This is a genomic window from Exiguobacterium sp. Leaf187 (assembly GCF_001423925.1).
Classification (GTDB): Bacteria; Bacillota; Bacilli; order Exiguobacteriales; family Exiguobacteriaceae; genus Exiguobacterium_A; species Exiguobacterium_A indicum.
On sequence record NZ_LMPR01000004.1, the window covers coordinates 45,119 to 70,303 of the forward strand.

Here is a 25,185-nt window from a genome sequence, read left to right on the forward strand (position 1 = left end):
TAACTAACAACCGACAGATAGAGGCGCGGATGACATGAGTAGCATCATTCTTGAAGGCAAGCATGCCGAATGATGTGAAAGGGGAAGTCCGCCGAAGTGAACGAGAAGATGCTTCTTCTTGTTTGCTGGTACAACGGTTAAGATCCGTTGTACTGCCGAAACCGATGTTTCGGAGCGCTATCTTACGTAAAAGAACGAATGACTTTGTCTTCGTTTGTCCGATCGTGATAACGACGGGCCGTAGGAACGCTCCTACCGGCCCGTCGTTTTTTTCTGTATCGGGACAAAGGAGATAGGATTGTGACAACTGTACTTAAATTTGGTGGAAGCTCGGTTGCGACTGTCGAACAGATTCAGTCTATTGCGAATTATTTGAAGAGTCGCGCAGCCGAAGGTGAAAAACTTGTCGTCGTCGTTTCAGCGATGGGCAAGATGACAGATTCTTTGATTGCTCAGGCGCAAGCCATCACAGATCGCCCCGAGCGCCGAGAACTCGATCGTCTGCTTGCCATCGGAGAAGAACAGACGATTTCATTACTCAGCATCGCCCTCAACTCACTCGGCGTCAAAGCGTTATCGCAAACAGGCGCTCAAGCGGGAATCAGTACGATGGGATTGCATACGAAAAGTAAGATCAAACAGATTGATGGAAATCTGTTACGACAAAAACTCGAAACATACGATGTCGTCATCGTCGCTGGATTCCAAGGTGTCAACGAACTCGGTGATGTCACGACGCTCGGACGTGGTGGATCGGATACAACGGCTGTTGCCCTTGCGGCAGTCCTTGATAAACGGTGTGAAATCTACACGGATGTCGACGGTGTCTATACGGCTGATCCACGAATCCATGCTGCTGCTCAACCGATTCCGCACATCTCATATGATGAGATGATGGAGATGAGCGCCCTCGGGTCGAAGGTCATGGAAATGCGGAGTGTCGAACTAGGAAAAAAATACGGCGTACACATCTTCGTCGGGAAAACACTTGAATCGAAAAGGGGAACATGGATCATGGAAGCGACGGAAACAATGGAACAAAAAGCGGTGACGAGTGTCAGTGTGACGAAGAACGTCTTGACGGTATCAATCAAACACGTACCGCAAACGAATGCAGCAGTAGCCGATATCTTCGAACTGTTATCCAATCGCCACGTCAACATCGACATGATCAGTCAAACGACGTTCGACAGTGACATTTTCTTATCGTTCTCATGTCCACTCGATGAGGAAGAGTTCCTCGATGAAGCATTGAAAGACATCATGGATCGCTTCACGACAGTCAAGGTCGATCGCCATAATCAACACGCAAAATTATCTGTCGTCGGAATCGGGATGCGGGATGCAACAGGTGTCGCTTCGAAGTTGTTCGCAATCTTCCGAGCAGAGAACATCCCGTTCTATCAAGTCACGACATCAGAAATCAGCATCTCGTACACGATTGCACAAGCAGACATTGAACGGACGGTTGCAGCGATTGCAAACGCGTTCGAGTTATAAGGAGGAAAACAGGATGTATCATGTAGCAGTCATTGGAGCAACCGGCGCCGTCGGTCAAAAAATGTTACAAGTACTAGCCGAACTGGACTTCCCGGTCAGCCGCCTGTCCGCTTACGCTTCTGCTCGTTCAGCAGGGAACACGGTACAGTTCAAGGAAGAAGCCATTACGATCCAAGCACTGACACCAAGTATCACGGAAGACGAGATTGACGTCGCGTTGTTCGCGGCGGGCGGAACGATCAGTGAACAATATGCCCCGTTACTAGCTGAAAACGGAACACTCGTCGTTGATAATTCAAGTGCTTTCCGGATGCAGGAGACGATTCCGCTTGTCGTGCCAGAAGTCAATCCACAAGCGATTCAAGCGACGGACCGCTTGATCGCAAATCCGAACTGTTCGACGATTCAATCCGTCGTCGCCTTAGCACCGCTCCAGTCACTGGGATTCGAGCGTGTCAACTATACGACGTATCAGGCCGTATCCGGTTCTGGTCAAAAAGGAATCGAGGATCTGGCACGTGGAGCACGCGGAGAAGAACCCGTCAATTATCCGCATCCGATTCACGATAACATCTTGCCACATATCGATGTGTTCCTTGAGAACGGCTATACGAAAGAAGAGCAGAAGATGATTGACGAAACACGGAAAATCTTCAATCTTCCAGCACTACCAGTCAGTGCGACATGTGTGCGTGTTCCAGTCACGAATTCTCACTCGGTTGCGATCAACGTCACGTTTACGCAGCCGACGACGGTTGCAGCGATCCGTGAAGCACTTGAAGGCGCACCGGGCGTCGTCCTCATCGATGATGTCGCGAATACGCGTTATCCGATGCCACTCGATGCAAGTGGTACGGACGACGTCTACGTCGGTCGGATTCGACAAGATGATAGTCTCGCGAACACGTTCCATCTCTGGTGTGTAGCCGACAACATTCGAAAAGGTGCTGCCTCGAATGCCGTACAAGTCGCACGCCAAGCAATCGAACAGTCGATTCATTCATAAAAAAGGAGGAGTTCTTCATGTTCAAAGGAGCAGGTACAGCGCTCGTCACACCATTTAATGAAGCAGGCGAGTTGGATCTACACGTATTCGAACGCTTGATCGAGCAACAACTCGCAGCAGGAATTCAGGCGCTTGTCGTCGGAGGAACGACAGGAGAAGGATCGACACTGACGAATACGGAATTCGAACAACTACTGACGACTGCCGTTCAAATCACGGCAGGACGAGTACCAGTCATTGCCGGAACGGGTTCGAACAACACGGCAGCAACAATCGAGAAGACGTTACTCGCAGAGCGCCTCGGTGCGGACGCAGCGATGCTCGTCACACCGTACTACAATAAAACATCGCAAGCGGGTCTCGTCGCACATTTCACGGCGGTCGCTGATGCAACCGAATTACCAATCATGCTGTACAACGTTCCGTCGCGGACAGGAGTTGCGATCGCAGTCGAAACAGCAGTGACGTTAGCACGTCATCCACGAATCCAAGCCTTTAAGGAAGCGAGTGGAGATGTCAGCTTCATGGGTGAACTGATGGCGGCGATTCCGGAAGACTTCGCGGTCTTCTGTGGAAATGATGATCAAATCCTGCCGTACATGGCATGGGGCGCACAAGGCGTCATCTCAGTTCTTTCGAACCCGTACCCAGCAGAGACACAAGCACTTGCTGAGGCGTTGCTCGCACAAGATCTCGTCACAGCACGCCGGATTCAGGCAGACTTGTTACCGGTCATCGGTGCCTTGTTCAGTGATGTCAATCCGATTCCAGTTAAAGCATCGCTTGAAGAACTCGGCTTTGCTGTCGGTGCGCCGCGCTTGCCGCTCGTCCGTCAATCGGAAGCGGGACATGCCCACTTACTCGAAACGATGCGGGCTTACAAAGGAGTGGTTCGATGAAACTCGCGTTACACGGTTATGGGGCGACAGGACAATACGTCGTCGAACTCGCACCACAAAGTGTCGTGGCGATCGTTGACCGGACGAAGTCATCCGATACGATCGCTTCATATGCCGAGCTAACAGAGATGTCAGAAACGGTCGATGCGATCATCGACTTCTCGCATCCGAGTTTGCTACCGGATCTGCTCGCATACGGGCTAGCGACAAAAACACCACTCGTCATCGCGACGACTGGTTTTTCAGAGGCGGAACTGGCATCGATCAAGGACGCTGCGAAAGAAATTCCAATTTTCCAGTCGTACAATATGTCGTACGGTATCGCGATGGTGCAGCAACTGCTGAAGACACTCGTACCACTAGCAGGAGCGTATGACATCGAATTGCTCGAGAAACATCACAACCAAAAAGTCGATGCGCCAAGCGGAACGGCTGAGTTGTTATTGCAAACGATTCAGACGGCACGTGACGTCACACCGGTATATGACCGGTCACAGACGCGGCAAAAGCGGGAGACGAACGAGATCGGGATGCACGCGATGCGCGGTGGAACGATCTTCGGAGAACACGAAGTCTTATTCGCAGGTGTCGACGAATTGATTGAAATCAAACATACAGCGCTATCGAAAAAAGTATTTGCTTCTGGTGCGATCAAAGCAGCTGAGGCACTCATTCAAAAAACAGCGGGACTCTATACATTAGAGACGCTCTACACACAGGAGGATTCACATGTTACTCACTGATGCTTACGAAATTGCTAAATTCATTAAAGATGCTAAAAAACAAACACCGGTAAAACTTTACGTCAACGGCGATTTGGCGGGCTTGACGATCGAAGGCGCTACAGCGTTCGGATCAGATGAATCAAAGATTTTCTTCGCGGATGCAGGACTTGCGGCTACTTTCTTAGAAAAGTATTCAGATCGCATCACGGATGTTCACGTGGAGTATGACCGTCGCAACAGTGCAGTACCAATGCTTGATACACGTCACTTGAATGCGCGTATCGAGCCAGGTTCATGGATTCGTGATCATGTCGTCATCGGCGATAACGCAGTCGTCATGATGGGTGCGATCATCAATATCGGTGCATCAATCGGAGATGGTACAATGATTGATATGAACGCTGTCGTCGGTGCACGTGGGACGATCGGGAAAAACGTTCATGTCGGCGCAGGTGCCGTGGTCGCGGGTGTCCTCGAACCACCTTCAAAAACACCTGTCATCATTGAAGACGGTGTCTTGATCGGTGCGAATGCAGTCATCCTTGAAGGCGTGAAAGTCGGTAAAGATGCCGTCGTCGCTGCTGGTAGTGTCGTCACAGAAGACGTACCTGCTGGAAGCGTCGTTGCCGGAACACCTGCACGTGTCATCAAACAGAAAGATGCGAAAACAGAAGAGAAGACGCAATTGGTGGATGATTTACGTTCACTCTGATTGACGTCGAAGAGGAGGAAAACACATGGCAGTGGATACACAGTATGGAGAAGCAATTTGGTTAGATGGAGTCTTTCATGATCCGAAAGATGCGAACACAAGCGTCATGTCACATGCGATTCACTATGGTAGTGGATTCTTTGAAGGAATTCGTGCTTACGCGACACCGGACGGACCGGCGATTTTCCAATTGAAGGAACATATCGAACGTCTCTTCCGCAGTTGTGCGTATTATCACGTCACGATTCCGTATACGGTTGATGAACTCGTCCAGGCGACGATTGATCTAGTTGCGAAAAACGGATTTGAATCGTGTTATATCCGTCCATTCGTGTTCCTCGGTACGCCATGGCAAGCATTAATGGCGAAAGATACGACGGTTCATGTCGGTATCTCTTGCTGGGAGCTTGGGGAATACTTCGATAAAGGCGCTGGCATCCGTGCCAAAGTCGCATCATACCGCCGCGTCTCATCAACGATGATGCCGATGCAAGCGAAAGCGGCTGCGAACTATATGAACTCACAACTCTTAAAAGGTGAAGCGATCCGTGATGGATTTGATGAAGCCATCGCACTCGATATGAACGGAAACGTCAGTGAAGCGAGTGTTGCGAACCTCTTCCTTCTTAAAAACGGAACGATTCATACACCGTCACTTGATTGTTCAGTACTCGACGGTATCACACGCCAAGTCATCATCCGTTTGGCACAAGATCAAGGCTATCCTGTTGTTGAACGTCACATCGGACGCGATGAGCTGTATGTCGCAGATGAGATCTTCTTAACAGGAACAGCTGCTGAAATCACGAGTGTCGGTGAAATCGATCATATCTCGATCAACGGCGGAACACGGAACGTCGCAGATGAGTTGCTCGATCTTTACCGTCAAGCCGTCACAGGTCAATTGCCGCAATATGCGGATTGGTTGACGTATGTGACACCCGCTGTCGCAGAATGACGACGCGTACACTCGTCACGATCGATCGGAAGGCGGTGCGACAGAACGTCGCATCGGTCTTCGCTCGGTCACGTAAACGTATTTTTGCCGTGGTCAAGAACAATGCGTATAACTTAGGTATGCTCGAGATGGTCGAGACGCTGATGGCATCTGATGTGCATCACTTTGCTGTCGCTGAGTTGTATGAAGCCATTGAAATCAAAACGAATTTTCCAGACAGTTATGTACTGGTGATGAATCCGACGGAGGATTTTGAAACAGCACGACGTTTCGGAATCGCACTCGGGGTCTCATCGCTAGAATGGCTCGCCCTAAACAGTAAACAGCTACAGGGAATCGAGTTACATTTGAAGATCAACGTCGGGATGAATCGTTTTGGTGTCAGTTCGCTTCAAGAGGCGGAAGCTGTCCTTGCGCTTGCGCAAGCAGATTCGCTTGATTTAACAGGTTTATATACACACTTTCCGCTTGCCGATGAACCGGATGCGGATCACGATGGACAAGTCGAACGTTTCGTCGCCATTGCCGATGTGTTACGAAAGCGCCATACGTTTACGTATATGCACTCGGAAAACAGTGCGACGATCGTCAAACACGATCCGCGTCTCGCATTTTGTAACTATGTCCGCCCTGGCATCTTCTTATTCGGCTATTCACCGATTGAAAAGATGGACTGGCTCGTCCCTTCGCTACGGATGACGACGGAGGTCGTTGAAATTCGCGAAATTGGACCGGGTGAGCATGTGGGATACGGGACGAACTTCACGAGTACAGAACCGATGCGGATTGCTATTTTACCCGTCGGCTATGGAGACGGTGTCGTCCGTGGGCGTGCCGCGTTGCCTGTTCATATTAAAGAAAAACCTTATCCGGTCATCAATAAATTATTCATGAGTCATACGTTCGTCGCTGTCGATGGGACGATTGAGGTCGGAGACGAGGTCGTGCTATACGGGGATGGCGTTGAAATTGACGATATCACCCGGACAGGAGCAGCGAACAATTCAGAGCAGATGTGCGCCCGGTCGTGGCGTTTGACACATCAGTATTTATAAGGAGGAACTTATTATGTATGGAAGTCAATACCTGACAGAAGAAAACAACACGTTGCACATCGATGGTGTCGCAGCGACCGATCTTGCAGCACAGTACGGAACACCATTGTACGTGATGGCAGAGCGGGAGCTGACGGATCGATTAGCGACCGTCCGGGAACACTTCCTTGATAAGTATCCGAACACGTATGCTTCCTTCGCTTCTAAAGCTCTGACGGTCAGTGCCGTATATGAACAAGTCGTGCGTCATGGTCTCGGAATCGATGTCGTTACGGGGGGAGAACTCTTCATCGCCCGTCAATCCGGGGTTCCGGCAGAACGGATCTATTTCCATGGTTCGAATAAATCAACGGCTGATCTTCAGTATGCCGTTGAGCAAGGTGTCGGACGGATCGTCATCGATCACTTTGCCGAAATTGCACAACTGGAAGCCATCGCAGCGCAAGCAGGTCAAACGGTCCATGTCCTGATCCGGATCGTGCCACAAGTCATCGGGGGAGCGCATGCAAAAATCCAGACAGGTGGCGTCGATACGAAATTCGGTTTCTCAACACATGCGTCAGATTATTTGGACGCAATCGAGGCAATTTTAGCATCGGAACATCTGTCGTTACTTGGCATCCATTGTCATGTCGGTTCGCAAATCCAAGATCCGTTACTGTTCGAACAGACAGCTCGGACGATGATGGGCTTTGTCGAAACGATTCGTGCGCATCATGGCTTCACAGTCAGCGAAGTCAATGTTGGCGGCGGCTTCGGTATTGCCTATACACAGGACGATCAGCCGCTTGATTTTGAAGCGACGATCGCACGCGTCATGGATGTGATCGAGACGGAAACGGAGCGACTCGGCATCGAACGTCCACGAATCGGAATCGAGCCAGGCCGCTGGGTCGTTGCGAATGCAGGAACGACACTGTATACGGTCGGGGCAATCAAAGAGATCGAAGGCGTCCGAACATATCTTTCGGTCGATGGCGGAATGACGGATAACATTCGCCCAGCACTTTACGGTGCCGTGTATGAAACCGTCATCGCAAACCGGATGAGCGGTGAAACGACTGAAGTGACGGTCGTCGGAGCAGCTTGTGAATCAGGGGATCTCGTCGCTGAAAAAGCACAGTTGGTCACACCGAACGGTGGCGATACACTTGCTGTCTTTGGGACAGGAGCGTATAACTTCTCGATGGCAAGCAACTATAACCAGTTCTTACGTCCGGCACTCGTTTTCGTTCGGGACGGGGAATCCCGTGAAGTCGTCCGTCGACAAACGTATGCGGATTTGATTCAGTGTGATCTTGGGATCAACGGGGTCCGATCAGATTCATAAGAGGTGCGGGGTCAAACGAGAGCACAAAAAAACCGACGCTATCGCGCCGATTTCATGCATACGATCTAAAGCGATTCTTCTCTTGAATAGAGAGGAATCGTTTTTTTGTTGCGATCAGCAGATTCAGTTTGGAATTTTTAAGACTTGTCCAATGAGCAAGAGGTTCGGATTCGTAATGTTGTTTGCCTGCATCAATGCTGTGACGGTGACACCATATCGTGTCGCAATCGAGTAAAGTGTATCACCGGCTTTGACCGTATACATCGTTGTTGGAATTTTCAAGACTTGACCGACATTCAACAGATTCCAATTCGTGATGTTATTCGCACTCGCGAGGGCAGAGACCGAGACATTGTATTTACGGGCGATCGAATAGAGTGTATCGCCAGCTTTGACGGTATACGTCGTACCGGTTGGAGTTGGTGAGCGGAGGAGTTCTGAAATCGTGACGAACGAATAGCCTTTGGCTTTGAGTTTCGAAATCATCGTCGGCAAGGCGGTCGGTGTTCCTTTCGCACCAGCACCGGTATGCATCAGAATAATCGATCCGGGAACGACTTTTGGTAATACACGATCCAAGATGGCTGTTGAAGAGATGCCTTTCCAATCCGTCGTATCAATATTCCATTGAATCGTTTTCGTGTAACCTGCCGCCCCAACGGCACTCAACACGTTGCTATTACTTGCACCAAACGGCGCTCGGAAAATTGGTTTCGTCGTTTTTCCGGTCAAGGACCGGATGAGAGATTCTGTTCGGGATAATTCACTCGTCATCTGGCTCGCTGTTAGTGTCGTAAAATCCGGATGCGAATATGAGTGATTGCCGATTTGATGTGTCGGAGAAGCGGTTGCGATGTTTTTGATCGATTGGGGATGGTTGGTTGCACCACTGCCTGTCAAAAAGAAAGTCGCTTTCACTTGGTTACTTTTCAAGATACTTAAGATTTTTGCAATGTTCGTCCCATCTGAACCGTCATCAAACGTCAATGCGACGACTTTTTGTGTCGTCGTTCCTTTCGTCACAAACGTAGAGCTCGCCGCATTAACCTGTGAAGGAATCGAAAGTGGACTAAGGAGAAGTAATCCGATCATCATGATGGTAGGTTTCTTGATGTTCATCGTCTAGTACCTCCTTCATCAAAAACATGCTTTACAAGTACTCTTTATTAAGGTATTCCCTTTATTTAAAAAAAAGAACTAAGAAATTCCCGTTTTGCAAAGAAATAAAACTAAATTACAGAAAATTTGTTTAAACCGTAATCTTTTTGGGAAACCATAATATATGGAAATAGTAAAAAGGAGTGAGAAGGAATGATCGAATTCAAAAACGTCGGTAAGCAGTTTAAGGACAATGTCGTCTTGAAAGGCTTATCGCTCGAGATTCAAAAGGGTGAACTCGTTGTTTTCATCGGACCAAGTGGCTGTGGGAAAACGACGTCACTTAAGATGATCAATCGACTGATCGAACCTTCTTCAGGCACGATTTTGGTCAACGGGAAGGACATCATGAAGACGGACACGATCGAATTAAGACGTCATATGGGATATGTCATTCAGCAAACCGGCTTGTTCCCTCACATGACGGTCCGGGAAAACATTCAATTGATTGCTGGGCTTGAGGGGAAGAACCACGATGAGATGGATCAACGGACAGAACAACTGTTGACGATGGTCGGGCTTGATCCAAAGCAATTCATCGATCGTTATCCAAGCGAACTCAGTGGTGGGCAGCAACAGCGTGTTGGTTTCGCACGAGCTTTAATGAATGATCCTGATGTCATTTTGATGGATGAGCCGTTCAGTGCACTCGATCCCGTTACCCGTAACGATCTACAGGAAGAACTTTTTAACTTGCAGGAAGAAGTGAAAAAGACGATCGTTTTCGTCACCCATGATATGGATGAAGCGATCAAGTTAGCGGATCGGATATGTATCATGCGTGATGGGGAAATCGTCCAGTTCGATACTCCAGAAGAAATCTTGCGTCATCCAAAAGATGAATATGTCGAATCGTTCATCGGAAAAAATAAAATCTGGAGTAGTCCAGAATTCATCAAGGCAGAAGATATCATGATCGAGGACCCAGTTTCAATCAGTGGCAAACGGACGTTGTTGCAGGGAATTGAAATCATGCGTGGACGCAAAGTCGACAGCCTGTTGATCACCGATCGTGACCGCGTCTTACAAGGGCTGATTAAGTTGAAGAACATCCAGACGATTCCGGATAAGAGCCAACGGATCGAAGAAGTGATGGAGGGCGAAATCATCGCCGTCAATGAACACGATTCATTACTCGATGTTCTTGAAGTCATGAATCAGGAAGAGACTGGTTATCTACCAGTAACGGATGCAACAGGAAAACTCAGAGGGTTGATTACACGTAGTAGCTTACTTTCCGTCTTGAGTGAGCAATTCATTCATGAGGAGGAAGTCCAATGAACGGATTCTTTGATTATGTAAAAAATAATACCGATCAGATCGGTGATTTATTGCTAGAGCACTTACAGCTGACGGTCTTTGCCGTCGTCATCGCGGTCGTTCTCGGGATTCCGATCGGAATTCTGATCACCCGTTACCAAAAGTTCGCGAAACCTGTCCTTGCGCTGACGAGTGTCGTGCAAGCCGTTCCGAGTCTTGCCTTACTTGGTTTCTTGATTCCGTTCATTGGTATCGGATCGACACCAGCGATCATCATGGTCGTGCTTTATTCACTCTTGCCAATCGTAAAAAATACGTACACGGGTCTGTCGAGCATTCCAGGGGACACGCTCGAAGCAGCCAAAGGAATTGGTTTAACGGATCGGCAAATCCTCAGTAAGGTTCAGATTCCACTTGCTTTGCCGATCATGATGGCAGGGATCCGAATTTCAGCCGTTACAGCTGTTGGTTTAATGACGATCTCAGCATTCATCGGTGCCGGTGGTCTTGGTTACCTCGTCTTCTCAGGTATTCAAACAGTTGATAATAACCAGATTCTTGCCGGAGCAATTCCAGCCGGTATTTTAGCACTCGTCATCGACTTCGTCGTCAGTCGGATTGAATACTCCGTGGCGCCAAATGGGATTCCACTTGCAGATGGTCGGATCAAGAATAAGGCACGGAAGCGTCGTAAGGCGATGCCAGCTGGACGTAAGATCGCGATTGCAAGTATCGTCTTCTTATTAATCGGTGGAACGGTCGCTTACTCTTTCCTCAAGGAAGATAAGATCGTCATCGGATCGAAGAACTTTACGGAACAATTGATTCTCGGAAATATGTTAGCGGATTTAATCGAAGATAAAACGGATTTAGAAGTCGAACGTCAATTGAACCTCGGAGGAACAAAAGTCGCTTACGGGGCGCTTGAAAAAGGGGAAATCGACGCGTATGTCGAGTACACAGGTACTTTGTTGATCGACGTGCTCAAGCAAGACGTCGAGACGGATCCGGAAACGGTCTATGCAAAAGTCGGGAAGATGATTCCTGAGAAAAGTCAGGTCGACGTCCTGGATCCAATCGGTTTCAACAATACGTATGCCCTTGCCATGACGAAAGAAGATATCGAAAAATATGACTTGAAGACGGTATCAGATATGTCAAAAGTCAGTGATCGTTTGATTCTCGGATCAACAATCGAATTCGCGAACCGTGAAGATGGTTATCTTGGTTTGAAGAAAAAGTATCCAGATATGAAATTCCAAGATGTACAACCAGTCGATGGAGGACTCCGTTATACAGCACTGACAAATGGTCGAACGAACGTCATCGATAGCTTCTCAACAGATGGTTTGTTACAAAAATTCGATTTAACAGTGCTAGAAGACGATAAAAAGTTCTTCCCACCATACTATGCGGTACCGCTTGTTCGTCAAGAAACACTTGAAGAACATCCGGAGCTGAAGAAAGTCCTCAACACGTTAAAAGATAAAATTACGGATGAGAAGATGCAAGAATTGAATTACAAAGCAGATGTCGAGAAACAGCGTCCTGAAAAAGTCGCGCGTGATTTCTTGATCGAAGAAGGATTAATTTCAAAATAAACAGATAGAGCCGAGGCGGGAATCCGCTTCGGCTCTTTTGGTATGCGCGCTGACGCGCTATATCGTTTTGGAAAATACGTAATCAAGTGATTAAATTATTTTTTGATGCGACTAGCGAGCCAAGCGCGAACAGTGCGTTGCTGAATCATACACGTTCTTCCTCTCGGTTTAATGTTCCAAGGCGGTGCTCGGCATCTTTAACGATACGTGTTTGAATCTCGACTGTCAACCAATCCGTTTCCGATTCGGGTAACGTCGGCAAACCGTAACTTGGGTTATTCGTAGATGAAAACAAATCAGACATGATGCGTTCTTCGTATACTGGAATCATATAAAATCCCCTCTCTGTGTCTTGATTCATCTCTTACACCTCTAGTGTACGAAAGAATTGTAAAGGCGGAAGAGGGGAGGTGTTAAGAACCCGTGAACTTTGTAAACGTTCTCACAAGCTTGTCAAATCATCTTCAATGGCTTCGCAACCTGCTGCGTATTGTTGACCCCGTTTGACATATTTCCGTACTGTTCGTTCCATGATGAATCGATCATGGTCACTGATATCCCGGACGATTTTTGCAGGAACACCCATGACCATCGCGCCGGCAGGTACCTTCATTTTTGGCGGCACAAGGCTTCCGGCAGCAACGAATGCTCCTTCTCCGATTTCGGCTTCATCGAGGATCGTCGCCGACATTCCGATTAACGCTCCTTTTCGAATGATTCCGCCGTGAATCATCGCCATATGACCAATCGTCACTTCATCTTCAATGATGGTCGGATACCCTTCATATTGATGAATCATCGAACCATCTTGGATGTTGACGCGTTCCCCGATGTGAATCGGACCTTCGTCTCCCCGGATGACCGTATTGAACCAGACAGATGAGTCTTTTCCGATCGTGACCTCTCCGATGACTTTAGATCCGTCCGCTAAATAAACGGATGGATCGATGTTTGGAACAAGTGAACCGACACGATATTTCATGCGTTTTTCCCCCTCAGGCATTAAATCGATACTCTTTCATCTTGACGTTACAAAAAATAAATTGCAACAGCTTCCAAACTAATTGTAAGATGGTAAAAATACGCTTACAACAGGAGGAGACAGGATGGAACAAACAGTGCGTGAACGATTGATCGCGATTGCTGCCAAAAAAGAGAAAGCAGCCGTCGTCTATCAGAATATTTCAGTCATTGATGTCATGACACGTGAGACATATACAGCAGATGTAGCGATTGATTCAGGTTATATTGCTGCTGTCGGAGAGGGGTATGACGGAATCGAGAATCGTTTGGGAGAAAGACTTTTCATCGCACCAAGTTTCGTCGATGCCCATGTCCATATTGAATCATCGATGGTGCCGCCAAGTGAGTATGAGCAAGCGATTCTACCGTTAGGTGTCACGACGATAATCGCCGATCCTCATGAGATCGCGAATGTCAAAGGAGCAGAAGGATTATCCTTTATGCTAGACGATGCTGAAGGTCTCGCGCTTGATGTCCGTATGATGTTACCGAGCTGCGTACCGGCGACTTCGTTTGAACACGCGGGAGCATCACTTGATGCGGCGGCACTTGCACCATTCGTCAATCATCCTGGTGTCCATGGTTTAGGAGAAGTCATGGATTATCCAGCGGTCGAACGAGCCGATCGCGATATGCTCCAAAAAATTAAACAGATCGAAGACGCAGGAAAACTGGTCGATGGTCATGCTGCGGGACTTGGACCACGCGAAATTAACATTTATGGTGTCGCCGGAATTCGAACGGATCATGAATCTGTCAGTAAAGAAGATGCGATCGCCCGAGCGCGTCGTGGTCTGTATGTCGAAGTGCGGGAAGGATCAGCTGCCCGAAACTTGAAGGAAGTACTCGATGCTGTGACGGAAAGCAACGCGAGCCGTTTCCTCTTCTGTACGGACGATAAACATTTGGATGATACGTTACGAGAGGGAACGATCGACTATAATATCCGCTATGCGATTCGTCATGGAATTAAACGCGAAACAGCGTATGCGATGGCATCGTTGCATGCGACGAATGCCTATCGTCTGGACGATCGGGGAGCCATCGTACCAGGACGCCGGGCGGACTTCGTCTTGTTATCCGATGCCGATAACGTCGTGATTGACGAGGTTTATATTAAAGGTGAGTGTGTCGCACGAGCAGGAAAAACGACCCGAACAGTACGACGCGCGCATGTTCCAGAATCGTTACGAGGTGCATTGAATACAAAACCGATTACACCAGAAGTATTTGCCCTTCCACTTGAATCATCACGGGCGCATGTGATCGGAGTCATTCCGAAAAGCATCGTCACGGAACATCTGGTTCTCGACGTTCCGCTTCAAGACGGACATTTCGTGCCTGTACCGGAGCAGGATCTCTTAAAGATTGCTGTCATTGAACGGCATCACGGCACATCCTTCTCGGCAGTCGGGATCGTCAAAGGTTTCAAGATGAAACGCGGAGCGATTGCGGCGACTGTTGCCCATGATTCGCACAACCTCGTCATCGTTGGCGCATCAGACGAAGAGATGCAACTGGCTGCGGAACGTCTCGTCCAAGCGGGTGGGGGAGTCATTGCCGTCAATGGGCAAGAGGTACTTGCTGAGTTACCGCTTGAAATCGCTGGACTGATGACGAATCGTCCCTTCCAAGAAGTTGGAGATACACTCGAAGCATTGAATGATGCCCTCGATGTGTTAGAGGCGGATCGTTCCTTTAATCCCTATTTGACGATGTCATTCCTTTGCTTACCGGTCATTCCGGAATTAAAGCTGACCGACAGTGGATTATTCGATGTGAAACACTTCCAGCATATTTCAGTACAAGCAGACTGATGTCCGTCGTGAGTCTGAGTCTCTTTCCGGGACTCAGACCGTTTTGTGTTAGGAATAGATGATCTAAAATCAAAGAAAGGAACTTTACAAAACGGCTAAAATTCCTTAATGAAACTTAATAGTTTGGATGTTGAATCATTTTGGAAAGCTTGTTATAGTAAGGTCTATATCATTTGTGAGAAATCTCACTTTCTATGAAACTTTTATCTAAAAGGTTCGTAGAAAACAGTAGGACAACAAGGTTAGAAAGGAGATCATCATTATGGATAAGACATATTTTGAAGGGCACGAAGCTTTGATTGCGGATGTCTATCGTTCATTTACGCGTCAGTTCCATGCGTTACCAACACATCGACGAACAAAACGTCAGTTGCGAAATCTTGCATTCTCCGTCATTCGTCAAGCTCGACCAACGTATGAGGAACGCACCGTTCTTTATGCTTACTTCGCTGAATTCTTCCGAGCAGTTGAGGAAGGACAGGATGAAGAGATTGCTTTTTATAAACAAATCGCACAGTAAAGACCCCCGATGGCTCCGTCAGAAGGGGTCTTTGTTGTTTTCTGAGAACCGCGTTGGAAAATAAAAAAACAAGTAGGGAACGAGATCCGCTACTTGTTCATCAATATTCTAAAGGGTTATTTTAATTCCATCCATTTAAAGCTCATATCGGCACCGAATGGGTGACGGTATAATTTATCAATGTTTGTCCGTTGCAAGTAAGCTTCACCTTTTTGGTAGATCGGCGCAATCGCGTAGTCATCTGTTAGCAAGATTTTTTCAGCTTCTTGCATATCAGACCAACGCTTCGCTTCATCGGCTTGTTGTTTCGCTCCTTTGATGAGATCATCGAACTTTTTGTTCGAGTATTCCATCCGGTTGAAGCTTCCGCCTGTCAACCACATGTCGAGGAACGTCATTGGATCCTGATAGTCAGGTCCCCATCCAGCTGCAGAGATGTCATAATCACCCTTCGATTCGAGATCGAGGAAGTTTTTGAATGGTTGTTGTTTGATATTGATCGTCAAACCAGGAAGATGTTTCTCTAGGTCACCTTTTAAGTACTCAGAGACTTTCTTGAAAGCATCTTCATCCCGTGAGAGCATGCTGAGTTCGACTGTTTTGACACCAAGTTCCTTCAAACCAGCATCCCAAGCTTTTTTCGCTGCATCTGCATCGTAGCTTTGAAGATCCGGATACTTCGTACGGAAGTCTTCGCCATCTGGTGTAAATGTGAAATCCTTCGCAACGATAAAGTTCGCTGGTTTTGATCCATCGTTTAGGATGACATCGGTAATCCCTTGCTTCTCAAAACCGAGTGCAAGTGCTTTACGAATGTTTTTGTTTTTCAATGCTTTATTCTTTTGGTTAAAGCGAAGGAAGTTGATCCGAGCATCTGGACGAGTCTTGTAATCCTCTGATTTTTCGTACTGTGAGACGAACTCCGATGTAATTGGTGCAAAATCGACTTCTTTTGATTCAAAGAGGTTGACGCCAGTCGAAATCTCTTTGACGACTTTAACGTTAATTTGATCCATCTTGACGCTTGCTTTATCCCAGTAATCCGGATTTTTCTTATATGTCCACCCAGCGTTCGCTTGCCACTTATCGAGTACGAAAGGTCCGTTGAAGACCATTGTATCAACACTTGTCGCAAACTTATCGCCTTTATCTTCGACGAATGATTGCTTTAATGGTAAGTACGTTGGGAAACTCGTTAAGCCAAGGAAGTAAGGAGCAGGAGCTTCGAGTTGTACTTCAAGTGTTTGGTCATCGACTTTCTTGACACCGAGTTCATCGAGTTCAGCGTCTCCAGCCATGATTTTATTGGCGTTTTTCAAATCTTGTAAAATGTACGCGTATTCTGCTGCTGTCTTTGGATCAAGTGCACGTTTCCAAGCATAAATGAAATCATCTGCTGTGACGGCTGATCCATCTGACCATTTCGCATCTTTACGCAATTTGAACGTGTATGTTTTTTTATCGTCTGATACTTCGACACTTTCTGCGATTCCAGGTGTTGGCTTGTTATCGCCGTCAAGACGATAGAGTCCTTCAAAGACGTTGTTCGTAACAATGATGGAAGTCGAGTCCGTCGTTTTCGTCGGATCGAGCTGAGGTACATCTGTCGTCGAAACGAGCGTGACTTCCTTTTTCTTATTTTTCGAATCCGAGCCGCTTGCATTCTCATCATTTCCTTGCCCGCATGCAGCGACAGCAAGTAGTGCAATGCTGGATAGTCCAGCAAAAGCAATTTTCGATGGTTTATTCATGGAACGATGACCCCCCGAGAGTTAGTTTTAAATATTTCAGAAAAATGTGAACATATTGTTAATTTAAGTGAAAGTGATTAAAAATGCAACATAAATTTTCAGATAATTCTTACTGATCAAGGTCTATATCCTTAATTCCAAGTGATTTTAAATAGTCATAAAGTAGGAATAGGGTCAGCGAATGAGGGGAATACATCCGTAATGTTAATCGAATTGGATTTCCTCGCATGCGTATATTCGTAATCCGAACACCTTTTTGTTCAAGGGCGAAGATGATGTCGGATGGATCAAGATCGGCGGGAAGAAGTAAATGTGCGACGAGGACGTTCGCTTCAAATCGACTATTGTTGATGTGACGCATCACCCAAGTCAGACCTTCTAATAGGAAAAACAGAAAGAGAACGAGAAAAATCGATTCCCAAATGAATCCGGCACCGACAGCAATCCCAATCCCACTTGCACTCCATATAATGGCGGCAGTTGTTAGTCCGCTGACGATATCATGTGGTCGTCGTAAGATGACACCAGCTCCGATGAATCCGATTCCGGTAATGATTTGCGCGACAAGGCGCATCGGATCCATCTGGACATGAGTCGCCATATCGTGATAGAGCAGGACGGATTTTATAGAGACAATGGTTAAAAGACAGCTGATGAGGGTAATTACGAGGCTAGTGCGTATACCGACCGGTTTATTTTTAATTTCACGCTCGAATCCGATGAAAATTCCAAGTGTAGCAGCCAATAGGAGTTTTAGAAGGTCTTCGAGCTGAAATACATGAATCCAGTTCATTCGTCTCAAATCCTTTCTTTACTTTAGAAGGTGATTTGTTATAATGACTTTTGTGTCTTTCGAATGAATATACGTAAGATGTAATAGATATACGGAAAAAGGAAGTGTCTCATCATGAATCAGCAAAAAATCGGCTTCTTTGCGCTCGCGGCAATGGTCATCGGGTCCATGGTCGGTGGAGGAGCTTTTAACCTCCCTGGTGCAATGGCCCAAAGTGCAAGTGCAGGACCTATCCTCATCGGATGGAGTATAACGGGGATCGGAATGATCATGCTCGCGTTAGTATTCCAGCATCTCGCCAATAGTAAACCAGAGCTCGAAGGCGGCATTTATGCCTATGCGCGTGAAGGATTTGGACGTTTTGTCGGCTTTAACAGTGCGTGGGGATACTGGGTATCGGCGTGGATTGGAACGGTTGCGAATATCACGCTCGTGTTTAATGCGATTAGTTATTTCTTCCCGATTTTCGCAGCAGAAAATCGAATATTCCTCCTTTTGATGAGTGTAGTCGTCATTTGGGGATTGTTCTGGCTCGTATCGAGCGGAATCAAGGAAGCGACGCTCGTCAATCTGATTACGACGATCGCAAAGCTTGTTCCAATCTTGATTTTCATTCTTCTAGTCGGAATTGCCTTTAATATCAAAACGTTTAATTTGGATATTTGGGGAGAGGGAACAGAACTCGGTTCGATCTTCGATCAAGTAAAAGGAACGATGCTCGTCACACTTTGGGCGTTCGTCGGTATTGAGGGTGCTGTCGTCTTGTCGAGTCGTGCTAAAAATCGAAGTGATGTCGGAAAAGCGACGGTAACAGGACTCGTTGGCGTGTTAGTCATCTATATCTTGATTTCTGTTCTATCACTCGGAGTGCTTAGTCAAGAACAACTAGCTGGATTAAAAGAACCGACGATGGCGTATGTATTAGAAGCAGCGATTGGACCAATCGGTGCGACGATCATCATGATCGGTTTGATTATTTCACTATCTGGCGCACTTCTCGGATGGACGATTCTCGCATCAGAAATATCGTATCTTGTGGCGAAAGACGGTGCGTTTCCGAAAGCATTCGCAAAAACGAATCGAAAAGGAGCTCCAGTCGGTGCGCTGTTGATTACACAGATCGCGACACAAGTCGTCGCAGGAATCGCGCTTTTCTCAGCGCAAACCTATCTTGTCTTATCGAGTATCGCCGGGATTTGTGCGTTATTACCGTACCTATTATCAGCGTTGTATAGCATTCGGACATCGCGCGAAGAACGCAATCAGAAAATGTTACTTTTCTCTGTCATCGCATCAGCGTATTCGATTTGGCTCGTCTATGCGTCGGGTATCTGGTACATCGTCATCGCGGCATTAGTCTATGCTCCAGGGATTCTCGCGTACGCGTTAGCAGAGCGAGAACAGCAACGGACGGGCATGTCACGTTATGAGTGGATTGCTAGTATGATCCTCGTTGTCTTAGCAGGAGTAGCCGTTTACGGAATGGTTGTAGGAGAAATTCAGTTGTAAGAAATGATATGCAAAAGAAGTCACGGTGATTGTTATCCACCGTGACTTCTTTTTTGATTAAGGTGCTAAGAATCGTTTTTCGATATCCTGTACAGATAGAGGTTCAGAGAAAATAAACCCTTGCATATGCTGACACGATGTTGTTTTTAGATAATCTAACGCGTGTTCTGTCTCAACACCTTCAGCGACAAGATTCAACTCTAAGTTGTGACCAAGTTGAATGATGGAATCCAGCAAGGCATGGTCATTTTTCGCCAGACCATCAATGAATACTTTATCAATTTTTAATTCGTCGATTGGAAAAGCACTGAGATACTGTAAAGAAGAATAACCGGTACCGAAATCATCGATCGATAAACGGAAGCCGAACGACTTGATGAGGTGCATACGTTCGACCGTTCGTTGCGTCTGTAAAATCGCAATATTCTCTGTCATCTCCAGCGTAACGGAAGATGGTGAAACGAGTCGCTCCGTTACGATATGTTGCAACGTTCGAATAAAAGAGTCACTTTGGAACTGATGCGGTGAAATATTGATTGCCATCGTCAGTTCAGGATTAATCGTCTGTTGCCACTTCGCGAGCTGTTCACATGCTTCAATGATGACCCAGTTGTTGATTGGTGTGATCAGTGAAGCTTCTTCAGCGAGTGGGATGAATTCATCTGGTGGAATACTCCCGAGTGCCGTGTGATTCCAGCGTAATAACGCTTCGAAGCCTTTAACGGCTTGTGTCTGAATTTCAATGATTGGTTGATAAGCAAGATATAGGGATTGATCTTCGAGTGCCGTGAAGAGGGAACGTTCGAGTTGGATTTTCCGTGTGAACTGTGTGTCCATCTCGTGTGTTAAGTACTGAATCGTTCCGGTACCAATTGATTTTCCTGCATATAGAGCAGTTTCAGAGCGGCGGTATAAATCTTCCAGTGTTTTTGCTTCCGACGGATAGACGGTGATCCCGAATGTACAAGAAACGATGAGTGAATGACCGTTAATGTAATAAGGACGCTGCAGTGCTTGTTGTAACTTTCGAGCATACTGAAAAAGTAGATTGCTCGACGGTGCAGGTAACAAGACACCAAACAGATCACTCGTCGGATGAAAAGCAAGTACATCTGTCGTATGTTGCAAAAGACGCGTTGCCATTGCTTGAAGAAGTTGATCGCCGACATGTGTTCCAAACGAATCGTTGATGACTTTGAAACGATCGATATCGAACAAAATGAGTGCAACGGGATCATGTGATCCAGCAGAGCGGAATAAGGATTCTCCTTCGCGTAAAAATCCACGTTTATTCAATAAATGCGTCATCTCATGATGATGCACTAAAAAATCAAGTTCTTCTTCAAGCGCAGTTGTTTCCGTGATGTCGTTGCCGATGAACAGGTGCTGAAAACGAACGCCGTTCGCATCATAAATTGGAATCAATGTCGCTTGGAGATGTTTTCGTTCGCCCGTTTGCGAAGTGAGGCTAAGGCGACCAGACCAGGCTTTTCGTTCACGAAGTTGTGCACGAATCTCCGAAACGACGGGACTGGATGGGTCTAAGATGAGCGACCATGGTTGGTTGAGAAGCATCTCAGAACAATATCCTGTCACATCGATGAGTTGATCATTCGCGTACGTGATCGTTCCTCGTGCATCGAAGACAGCGACAGAAGCAATCTGATCGAATGCATAGCGCAAATCCATCAATCCTTGGAAGAGTGGTTTCATGTTCGTTTGTTGCTCAGCTGAAGGGATACAGCAAGCAAAAGCGGCAATAACGGTTCCTGTATCATCAAGTAAAGGAGACAGAAGGAGAGTTGATGTTACAGAAGTGCCCGTCTTATGCAATAAGGAGGCATTCGGTAATTGGACCGATTGACGGCGTTCCAAGAAGGCACGCCAAATCTGATGACTGAATGCCATGTCTTCCTGTTCAAGAAGTGGAACAGTCTGATCCACGACTTCTTGTTGTGTCCAGCCCCACTGGCTTTCGGCTAGTTCATTCCAAGAACGGATGGTCAAATCAGTATTCAGGATGAAAGCGGGTAAAGGGAATTCTTGAATGACGACTTCATAGGAATCAATGGTCGAACGATCCATTACGTGCGCACGCTCCTTTATGATGAAAAGAGATGACGGTTCACTTGTCTTGTCTTTTCCCAATATATTCAATTCTTACGCATCGTAATCCTCTAGGTTATACATTTTTTAGATGAAGATTATACAAGAAAATCTGCTATAATGATTTTGAAAGCGTTTTCTAAAGAGCTATAAGGGGGAATCTCGATGAATCAAACAGAGAAAATCATTCAACAGACAGAACAGTTCGGAGCACATAACTACCATCCACTCCCGATCGTCATTTCAGAAGCAGAGGGTGTCTTCGTAACGGATCCGGAAGGACGTCGTTATATGGATATGTTGAGCGCTTACTCAGCTGTCAACCAAGGGCATCGTCATCCGAAAATCATCGAGGCTCTAAAACGACAGGCGGATAAGATCACGTTGACGTCACGCGCCTTCCACAATGATCAACTGGGCTTTTTCTATGAAAAAGTAGCACAACTGACGGGTAAAGACATGGTATTACCGATGAATACAGGTGCGGAAGCTGTTGAGACAGCAGTAAAAGCAGCACGACGCTGGGCATATGAAGTCAAACAAATCCCAGGTGATGCTGAAATCATCGTTTGTGAAGGAAACTTCCATGGTCGGACGATGACAGCCGTCTCAATGTCAACGGAAGCAGAATACCAACGGGGATTTGGACCGCTTCTTCCTGGAATCAAGACAATTCCATACGGCGATCTTGAGGCATTAAAACAGGCGATCACTGAGAATACAGCGGCATTCATCTTGGAACCAATTCAAGGCGAAGCAGGCATCTTAATTCCTTACGATGGTTTCTTAAAAGATGCGCAAGAAGTTTGTCGTGCGCAGAATGTTCTGCTCGTATCGGATGAGATTCAATCTGGACTAGGCCGTTCTGGCAAATGGTTCGCCTCTGATTGGGACGAAGTGACGCCAGATATGTATATCCTCGGTAAAGCACTGGGTGGTGGTGTATTCCCGATCTCATGTGTGGCTGCGAATAAAGATGTCCTTTCCGTCTTCAATCCAGGATCACACGGCTCGACGTTCGGTGGAAATCCACTCGCTTGTGCCGTCTCGATTGCTTCACTTGAAGTATTAGAAGACGAAAAGTTACCGGAACGTTCACTCGAACTCGGTACGTACTTCATGGAGAAATTAAAACAAATCAACAACCCGATGATTAAAGAAGTACGTGGACGTGGATTATTCATTGGTGTTGAATTAACAGAAGCAGCGCGACCATATTGCGAAGCGTTGAAGGAAAAAGGCTTGCTCTGTAAAGAAACACATGAGACAGTCATTCGTTTTGCACCACCGCTCGTCATCACAAAAGAAGAGTTGGATTGGGCGTTCGAACGGATTGAACAAGTATTAGGTGTTTCCGTCGCCCAGTAAAAAGAATAGCTTTAGATTAAACAACAGTGGACAGGACGTTCACTGTTGTTTTTGTTTAGGTAAGTGTCGGTTTTGATACAGGAAACGTTTGAAAATCAGTGACAAGGGAACAGACAACTATCGCAAAAAAAACTTTTAAATGGGGGTAATGGTTATGTCAAACAACAGTGGTCTCAATAAAAAAGTAGATGGTCTCGTCGATAAAGTAGCGGGTAAAGCAAAAGAAGCGCTTGGGAAAGCAACAGGCGATAAATCGACAGAGCGCGAAGGTAAAAAAGATCAAGTAAAAGGCGAGGCGAAGAAAACAGTCGGTAACGTCCAACAAAATTTTGAAGATACAAATCGCCGCTAAGACCGTTGAAATTAAATAGAAAAACCGGACTGGAGAATGACTCTAGTCCGGTTTTTAGCGTCTGCTATAATGAATTTTTATATCAATAAAAAAAGATAATGAATAATTTGTATAAAGGTCTAGTCATTTAGATGTTTATGTGGAATAATAAAAAACGTAAAAGCGTTTACATTGTTCTGTCATTATCGTTTATTCAAGAAAGGGTGAAAGGTATGTTGCAGTTTCTACAACGTATTGGTAAAGCCTTGATGTTACCAATCGCAGTATTACCGGCTGCCGGAATCGTACTCCGATTAGGTTCAGCGGATATGTTAGATATTCCGTTGATGGTAGCAGCAGGAGGGGCTATTTTTGATAACCTGCCATTAATCTTTGCCATTGGTGTCGCGATTGGTCTATCGATCGATGCGAGCGGGGCAGCGGGTCTTGCCGGGGCCATCGGGTATCTCGTCTTAAAGAATGGCGTCGACTCGATGAACAAGGATTATTCCAGCGCACAGATTCAGGCGAAGTATGATGCGATCGCGGCGATCGTCAATGATTCCTCGACTAAGGTCGACGGAGCGACACTTGGTTCGATCGCGAATCAGGCGACACTCGGTTCGACCGTTAATATGGCGGTATTCGGTGGAATCATCGCGGGTATCGTCGCAGGACTTCTATACAATCGGTTCTATAACATTAAGTTACCGGATTGGTTGGCGTTCTTCGGAGGTCGTCGTTTCGTTCCAATCATTACATCAGCGGTCATGCTCGTACTTGCTTTCATCTTTGGTTATGTCTGGCCGTTTATTGAGCAAGGCATCAACGGTGCTGGTGAATGGATGGTTGGTCTTGGTGCAGGAGGCGCTGCTCTGTTTGGATTCTTTAACCGTCTCTTGATTCCTGTCGGCTTACACCACGTCTTAAATAATATTTTCTGGTTCGTCTTCGGTTCATATGAAAAAGCAGATGGTACGGTCGCGAACGGTGACATCGCGCGCTTCTTCGCTGGAGATCCGACAGCTGGGATTTATCAAGCGGGCTTCTTCCCAATCATGATGTTCGCCTTACCGGCTGCAGCTTTTGCGATCGTCATGGCTGCGCGTAAAGAAAATCGAAAAGCAGTTGCTGGAGCGATGATTGGTCTTGGATTGACGTCCTTCTTGACAGGGATCACGGAACCAATCGAGTTCTCGTTCATGTTCTTATCACCTGTTTTATATGTCATTCATGCGGTTTTAACAGGTCTATCGATGGCCATCGTCAACTTACTCGGTATTTTACATGGCTTCTCCTTCTCGGCTGGTTTCATTGATTATGCCTTGAACTTCGGTATTGCCACAAAACCATTGCTTCTCATCCCGGTTGGTCTCGCGTTCGCGGTCGTCTACTACTTCCTGTTCTACTTCATGATCACGAAATTTGATCTGAAGACACCAGGTCGTGAAGATGAATCGCTCGTCACAGACACGGGAGTCGTTTTGACAGATTCAGACGATAAATATGAGCAACAAGCAGCACGCATCTTTGCGGGACTAAAAGGAACAGAAAATGTCACGTCGATTGACAATTGTGCGACACGTTTACGTCTTCAAGTCAAAGATCCAAACATCATTGACGAAGCAGCGATTAAAGCGGCTGGAGCAAAAGGTGTCATGAAGATGGGGGCAACTAGCGTTCAAATCATCATTGGTACGGACGTCGAATTCGTTGCGGATGCGATGAAACGACAGAAGTAAAGAAAACGACCTTTCCTGAGC

22 protein-coding genes and 1 riboswitch are annotated in these 25,185 nt (G+C 46.7%); of the genes, 16 read left to right on the plus strand and 6 right to left on the minus strand.

Features of this window, described 5'->3' with window-relative positions:
* Positions 1 to 10 precede the first annotated feature (10 nt).
* Positions 11 to 188, plus strand: a riboswitch (Lysine riboswitch).
* A gap of 112 nt (positions 189 to 300) precedes the next feature.
* Genes ASF99_RS01120 through lysA form a run of 8 tightly spaced genes read left to right on the plus strand, consistent with a single transcriptional unit; the run spans position 301 to position 8,185 of the window.
* The gene (locus ASF99_RS01120) at positions 301 to 1,500 is read left to right on the plus strand and encodes an aspartate kinase (RefSeq protein WP_023467116.1); all 1,200 of its coding nucleotides are present in this window, start codon (positions 301 to 303) and stop codon (positions 1,498 to 1,500) included.
* Between the two features lie 13 nt (positions 1,501 to 1,513).
* Positions 1,514 to 2,506, plus strand: a complete 993-nt coding sequence (locus tag ASF99_RS01125) for an aspartate-semialdehyde dehydrogenase (RefSeq protein ID WP_055966597.1) — start codon at positions 1,514 to 1,516, stop codon at positions 2,504 to 2,506.
* A 17-nt stretch (positions 2,507 to 2,523) separates the two neighbouring features.
* Positions 2,524 to 3,405: a 4-hydroxy-tetrahydrodipicolinate synthase gene (gene dapA, locus ASF99_RS01130; protein ID WP_023467119.1), complete on the plus strand. Its 882-nt coding sequence runs from the start codon at positions 2,524 to 2,526 to the stop codon at positions 3,403 to 3,405.
* Positions 3,402 to 4,148: a 4-hydroxy-tetrahydrodipicolinate reductase gene (gene dapB, locus ASF99_RS01135; protein WP_023467121.1), complete on the plus strand. Its 747-nt coding sequence runs from the start codon at positions 3,402 to 3,404 to the stop codon at positions 4,146 to 4,148. Before dapA ends, dapB begins: the two co-directional genes overlap by 4 nt.
* Positions 4,135 to 4,842: a 2,3,4,5-tetrahydropyridine-2,6-dicarboxylate N-acetyltransferase gene (dapD, locus tag ASF99_RS01140; protein WP_029340774.1), complete on the plus strand. Its 708-nt coding sequence runs from the start codon at positions 4,135 to 4,137 to the stop codon at positions 4,840 to 4,842. The genes dapB and dapD overlap by 14 nt, the downstream gene beginning before the upstream one ends.
* 25 nt (positions 4,843 to 4,867) lie before the next feature.
* Positions 4,868 to 5,800, plus strand: coding sequence for a branched-chain amino acid transaminase (locus tag ASF99_RS01145; protein ID WP_023467124.1), 933 nt, complete (start codon positions 4,868 to 4,870; stop codon positions 5,798 to 5,800).
* The gene (gene alr, locus ASF99_RS01150; protein WP_055966600.1) at positions 5,797 to 6,855 is read left to right on the plus strand and encodes an alanine racemase; all 1,059 of its coding nucleotides are present in this window, start codon (positions 5,797 to 5,799) and stop codon (positions 6,853 to 6,855) included. The genes ASF99_RS01145 and alr overlap by 4 nt, the downstream gene beginning before the upstream one ends.
* A gap of 13 nt (positions 6,856 to 6,868) precedes the next feature.
* Positions 6,869 to 8,185 carry a diaminopimelate decarboxylase gene (gene lysA / locus ASF99_RS01155; protein ID WP_055966603.1) on the plus strand — a complete coding sequence of 439 codons (1,317 nt, stop codon included), beginning with the start codon at positions 6,869 to 6,871 and terminating at the stop codon, positions 8,183 to 8,185.
* Positions 8,186 to 8,308: 123 nt separating this feature from the next.
* Here the strand turns inward: lysA and ASF99_RS01160 are convergent, their stop codons facing one another.
* The gene (locus ASF99_RS01160; RefSeq protein WP_055966607.1) at positions 8,309 to 9,304 is read right to left on the minus strand and encodes a LysM peptidoglycan-binding domain-containing protein; all 996 of its coding nucleotides are present in this window, start codon (positions 9,302 to 9,304) and stop codon (positions 8,309 to 8,311) included.
* A 192-nt stretch (positions 9,305 to 9,496) separates the two neighbouring features.
* Between ASF99_RS01160 and ASF99_RS01165 the strand changes: the two genes are divergently transcribed.
* Positions 9,497 to 10,624: an ABC transporter ATP-binding protein gene (locus ASF99_RS01165; protein ID WP_029340778.1), complete on the plus strand. Its 1,128-nt coding sequence runs from the start codon at positions 9,497 to 9,499 to the stop codon at positions 10,622 to 10,624.
* A complete protein-coding gene (locus tag ASF99_RS01170; protein WP_029340779.1) occupies positions 10,621 to 12,204 on the plus strand; it encodes an ABC transporter permease/substrate-binding protein in 1,584 nt (527 codons plus the stop codon). The genes ASF99_RS01165 and ASF99_RS01170 overlap by 4 nt, the downstream gene beginning before the upstream one ends.
* Before the next feature lie 145 nt (positions 12,205 to 12,349).
* Here ASF99_RS01170 and ASF99_RS01175 read toward each other — a convergent pair whose 3' ends face one another.
* On the minus strand, positions 12,350 to 12,535 hold the full coding sequence (locus ASF99_RS01175; RefSeq protein WP_023467130.1) for a hypothetical protein: 186 nt from the start codon (positions 12,533 to 12,535) through the stop codon (positions 12,350 to 12,352).
* A 111-nt stretch (positions 12,536 to 12,646) separates the two neighbouring features.
* Complete coding sequence (locus tag ASF99_RS01180; protein ID WP_055966609.1) at positions 12,647 to 13,186, minus strand: gamma carbonic anhydrase family protein; 540 nt, start codon at positions 13,184 to 13,186, stop codon at positions 12,647 to 12,649.
* 124 nt (positions 13,187 to 13,310) lie between these two features.
* On the opposite strand from ASF99_RS01180, the gene ade reads away from it, so the two are divergent.
* Both ade and ASF99_RS01190 read left to right on the plus strand, forming a co-directional pair.
* Positions 13,311 to 15,044: an adenine deaminase gene (ade, locus tag ASF99_RS01185; protein ID WP_055966612.1), complete on the plus strand. Its 1,734-nt coding sequence runs from the start codon at positions 13,311 to 13,313 to the stop codon at positions 15,042 to 15,044.
* Positions 15,045 to 15,306: 262 nt separating this feature from the next.
* Entirely contained in the window at positions 15,307 to 15,564 is a 258-nt protein-coding gene (locus tag ASF99_RS01190) for a hypothetical protein (protein WP_023467133.1), read from the plus strand.
* A 116-nt stretch (positions 15,565 to 15,680) separates the two neighbouring features.
* On the opposite strand, the gene ASF99_RS01195 is transcribed toward ASF99_RS01190, so the two are convergent.
* Both ASF99_RS01195 and ASF99_RS01200 read right to left on the minus strand, forming a co-directional pair.
* Positions 15,681 to 17,315 (minus strand): peptide ABC transporter substrate-binding protein, encoded by a 1,635-nt coding sequence (locus ASF99_RS01195; protein ID WP_023467134.1) that lies wholly within the window; start codon positions 17,313 to 17,315, stop codon positions 15,681 to 15,683.
* 109 nt (positions 17,316 to 17,424) lie between these two features.
* Positions 17,425 to 18,108 (minus strand): MgtC/SapB family protein, encoded by a 684-nt coding sequence (locus ASF99_RS01200; protein WP_023467135.1) that lies wholly within the window; start codon positions 18,106 to 18,108, stop codon positions 17,425 to 17,427.
* A 111-nt stretch (positions 18,109 to 18,219) separates the two neighbouring features.
* Between ASF99_RS01200 and ASF99_RS01205 the strand changes: the two genes are divergently transcribed.
* Entirely contained in the window at positions 18,220 to 19,617 is a 1,398-nt protein-coding gene (locus tag ASF99_RS01205) for a basic amino acid/polyamine antiporter (RefSeq protein ID WP_200934658.1), read from the plus strand.
* Positions 19,618 to 19,674: 57 nt separating this feature from the next.
* Here the strand turns inward: ASF99_RS01205 and ASF99_RS01210 are convergent, their stop codons facing one another.
* Positions 19,675 to 21,702, minus strand: a complete 2,028-nt coding sequence (locus tag ASF99_RS01210) for an EAL domain-containing protein (protein WP_055966617.1) — start codon at positions 21,700 to 21,702, stop codon at positions 19,675 to 19,677.
* 186 nt (positions 21,703 to 21,888) lie between these two features.
* Here ASF99_RS01210 and ASF99_RS01215 point away from each other — a divergent pair, with 186 nt between their 5' ends.
* The 3 genes from ASF99_RS01215 (at position 21,889) to nagE (ending at position 25,164) form a co-directional block, all read left to right on the plus strand.
* Entirely contained in the window at positions 21,889 to 23,091 is a 1,203-nt protein-coding gene (locus ASF99_RS01215) for an ornithine--oxo-acid transaminase (RefSeq protein ID WP_023467138.1), read from the plus strand.
* A gap of 154 nt (positions 23,092 to 23,245) precedes the next feature.
* Positions 23,246 to 23,443, plus strand: coding sequence for a CsbD family protein (locus ASF99_RS01220; RefSeq protein ID WP_023467139.1), 198 nt, complete (start codon positions 23,246 to 23,248; stop codon positions 23,441 to 23,443).
* 212 nt (positions 23,444 to 23,655) lie between these two features.
* Positions 23,656 to 25,164 (plus strand): N-acetylglucosamine-specific PTS transporter subunit IIBC, encoded by a 1,509-nt coding sequence (nagE, locus tag ASF99_RS01225; RefSeq protein ID WP_035398909.1) that lies wholly within the window; start codon positions 23,656 to 23,658, stop codon positions 25,162 to 25,164.
* The last annotated feature ends 21 nt before the right edge of the window (positions 25,165 to 25,185 follow it).

What these genes read in the sequence shown, in the direction of transcription:
- ASF99_RS01125 (WP_055966597.1), top strand. Translation starts at nt 1,514, where the DNA reads ATGTATCATGTAGCAGTCATTGGAGCAACCGGCGCCGTCGGTCAAAAA.
- dapA (WP_023467119.1), top strand. Translation starts at nt 2,524, where the DNA reads ATGTTCAAAGGAGCAGGTACAGCGCTCGTCACACCATTTAATGAAGCA.
- dapB (WP_023467121.1), top strand. Translation starts at nt 3,402, where the DNA reads ATGAAACTCGCGTTACACGGTTATGGGGCGACAGGACAATACGTCGTC.
- dapD (WP_029340774.1), top strand. Translation starts at nt 4,135, where the DNA reads ATGTTACTCACTGATGCTTACGAAATTGCTAAATTCATTAAAGATGCT.
- ASF99_RS01145 (WP_023467124.1), top strand. Translation starts at nt 4,868, where the DNA reads ATGGCAGTGGATACACAGTATGGAGAAGCAATTTGGTTAGATGGAGTC.
- alr (WP_055966600.1), top strand. Translation starts at nt 5,797, where the DNA reads ATGACGACGCGTACACTCGTCACGATCGATCGGAAGGCGGTGCGACAG.
- lysA (WP_055966603.1), top strand. Translation starts at nt 6,869, where the DNA reads ATGTATGGAAGTCAATACCTGACAGAAGAAAACAACACGTTGCACATC.
- ASF99_RS01160 (WP_055966607.1), bottom strand. Translation starts at nt 9,304, where the DNA reads ATGAACATCAAGAAACCTACCATCATGATGATCGGATTACTTCTCCTT.
- ASF99_RS01165 (WP_029340778.1), top strand. Translation starts at nt 9,497, where the DNA reads ATGATCGAATTCAAAAACGTCGGTAAGCAGTTTAAGGACAATGTCGTC.
- ASF99_RS01170 (WP_029340779.1), top strand. Translation starts at nt 10,621, where the DNA reads ATGAACGGATTCTTTGATTATGTAAAAAATAATACCGATCAGATCGGT.
- ASF99_RS01175 (WP_023467130.1), bottom strand. Translation starts at nt 12,535, where the DNA reads ATGATTCCAGTATACGAAGAACGCATCATGTCTGATTTGTTTTCATCT.
- ASF99_RS01180 (WP_055966609.1), bottom strand. Translation starts at nt 13,186, where the DNA reads ATGAAATATCGTGTCGGTTCACTTGTTCCAAACATCGATCCATCCGTT.
- ade (WP_055966612.1), top strand. Translation starts at nt 13,311, where the DNA reads ATGGAACAAACAGTGCGTGAACGATTGATCGCGATTGCTGCCAAAAAA.
- ASF99_RS01190 (WP_023467133.1), top strand. Translation starts at nt 15,307, where the DNA reads ATGGATAAGACATATTTTGAAGGGCACGAAGCTTTGATTGCGGATGTC.
- ASF99_RS01195 (WP_023467134.1), bottom strand. Translation starts at nt 17,315, where the DNA reads ATGAATAAACCATCGAAAATTGCTTTTGCTGGACTATCCAGCATTGCA.
- ASF99_RS01200 (WP_023467135.1), bottom strand. Translation starts at nt 18,108, where the DNA reads ATGAACTGGATTCATGTATTTCAGCTCGAAGACCTTCTAAAACTCCTA.
- ASF99_RS01210 (WP_055966617.1), bottom strand. Translation starts at nt 21,702, where the DNA reads ATGGATCGTTCGACCATTGATTCCTATGAAGTCGTCATTCAAGAATTC.
- ASF99_RS01215 (WP_023467138.1), top strand. Translation starts at nt 21,889, where the DNA reads ATGAATCAAACAGAGAAAATCATTCAACAGACAGAACAGTTCGGAGCA.
- ASF99_RS01220 (WP_023467139.1), top strand. Translation starts at nt 23,246, where the DNA reads ATGTCAAACAACAGTGGTCTCAATAAAAAAGTAGATGGTCTCGTCGAT.
- nagE (WP_035398909.1), top strand. Translation starts at nt 23,656, where the DNA reads ATGTTGCAGTTTCTACAACGTATTGGTAAAGCCTTGATGTTACCAATC.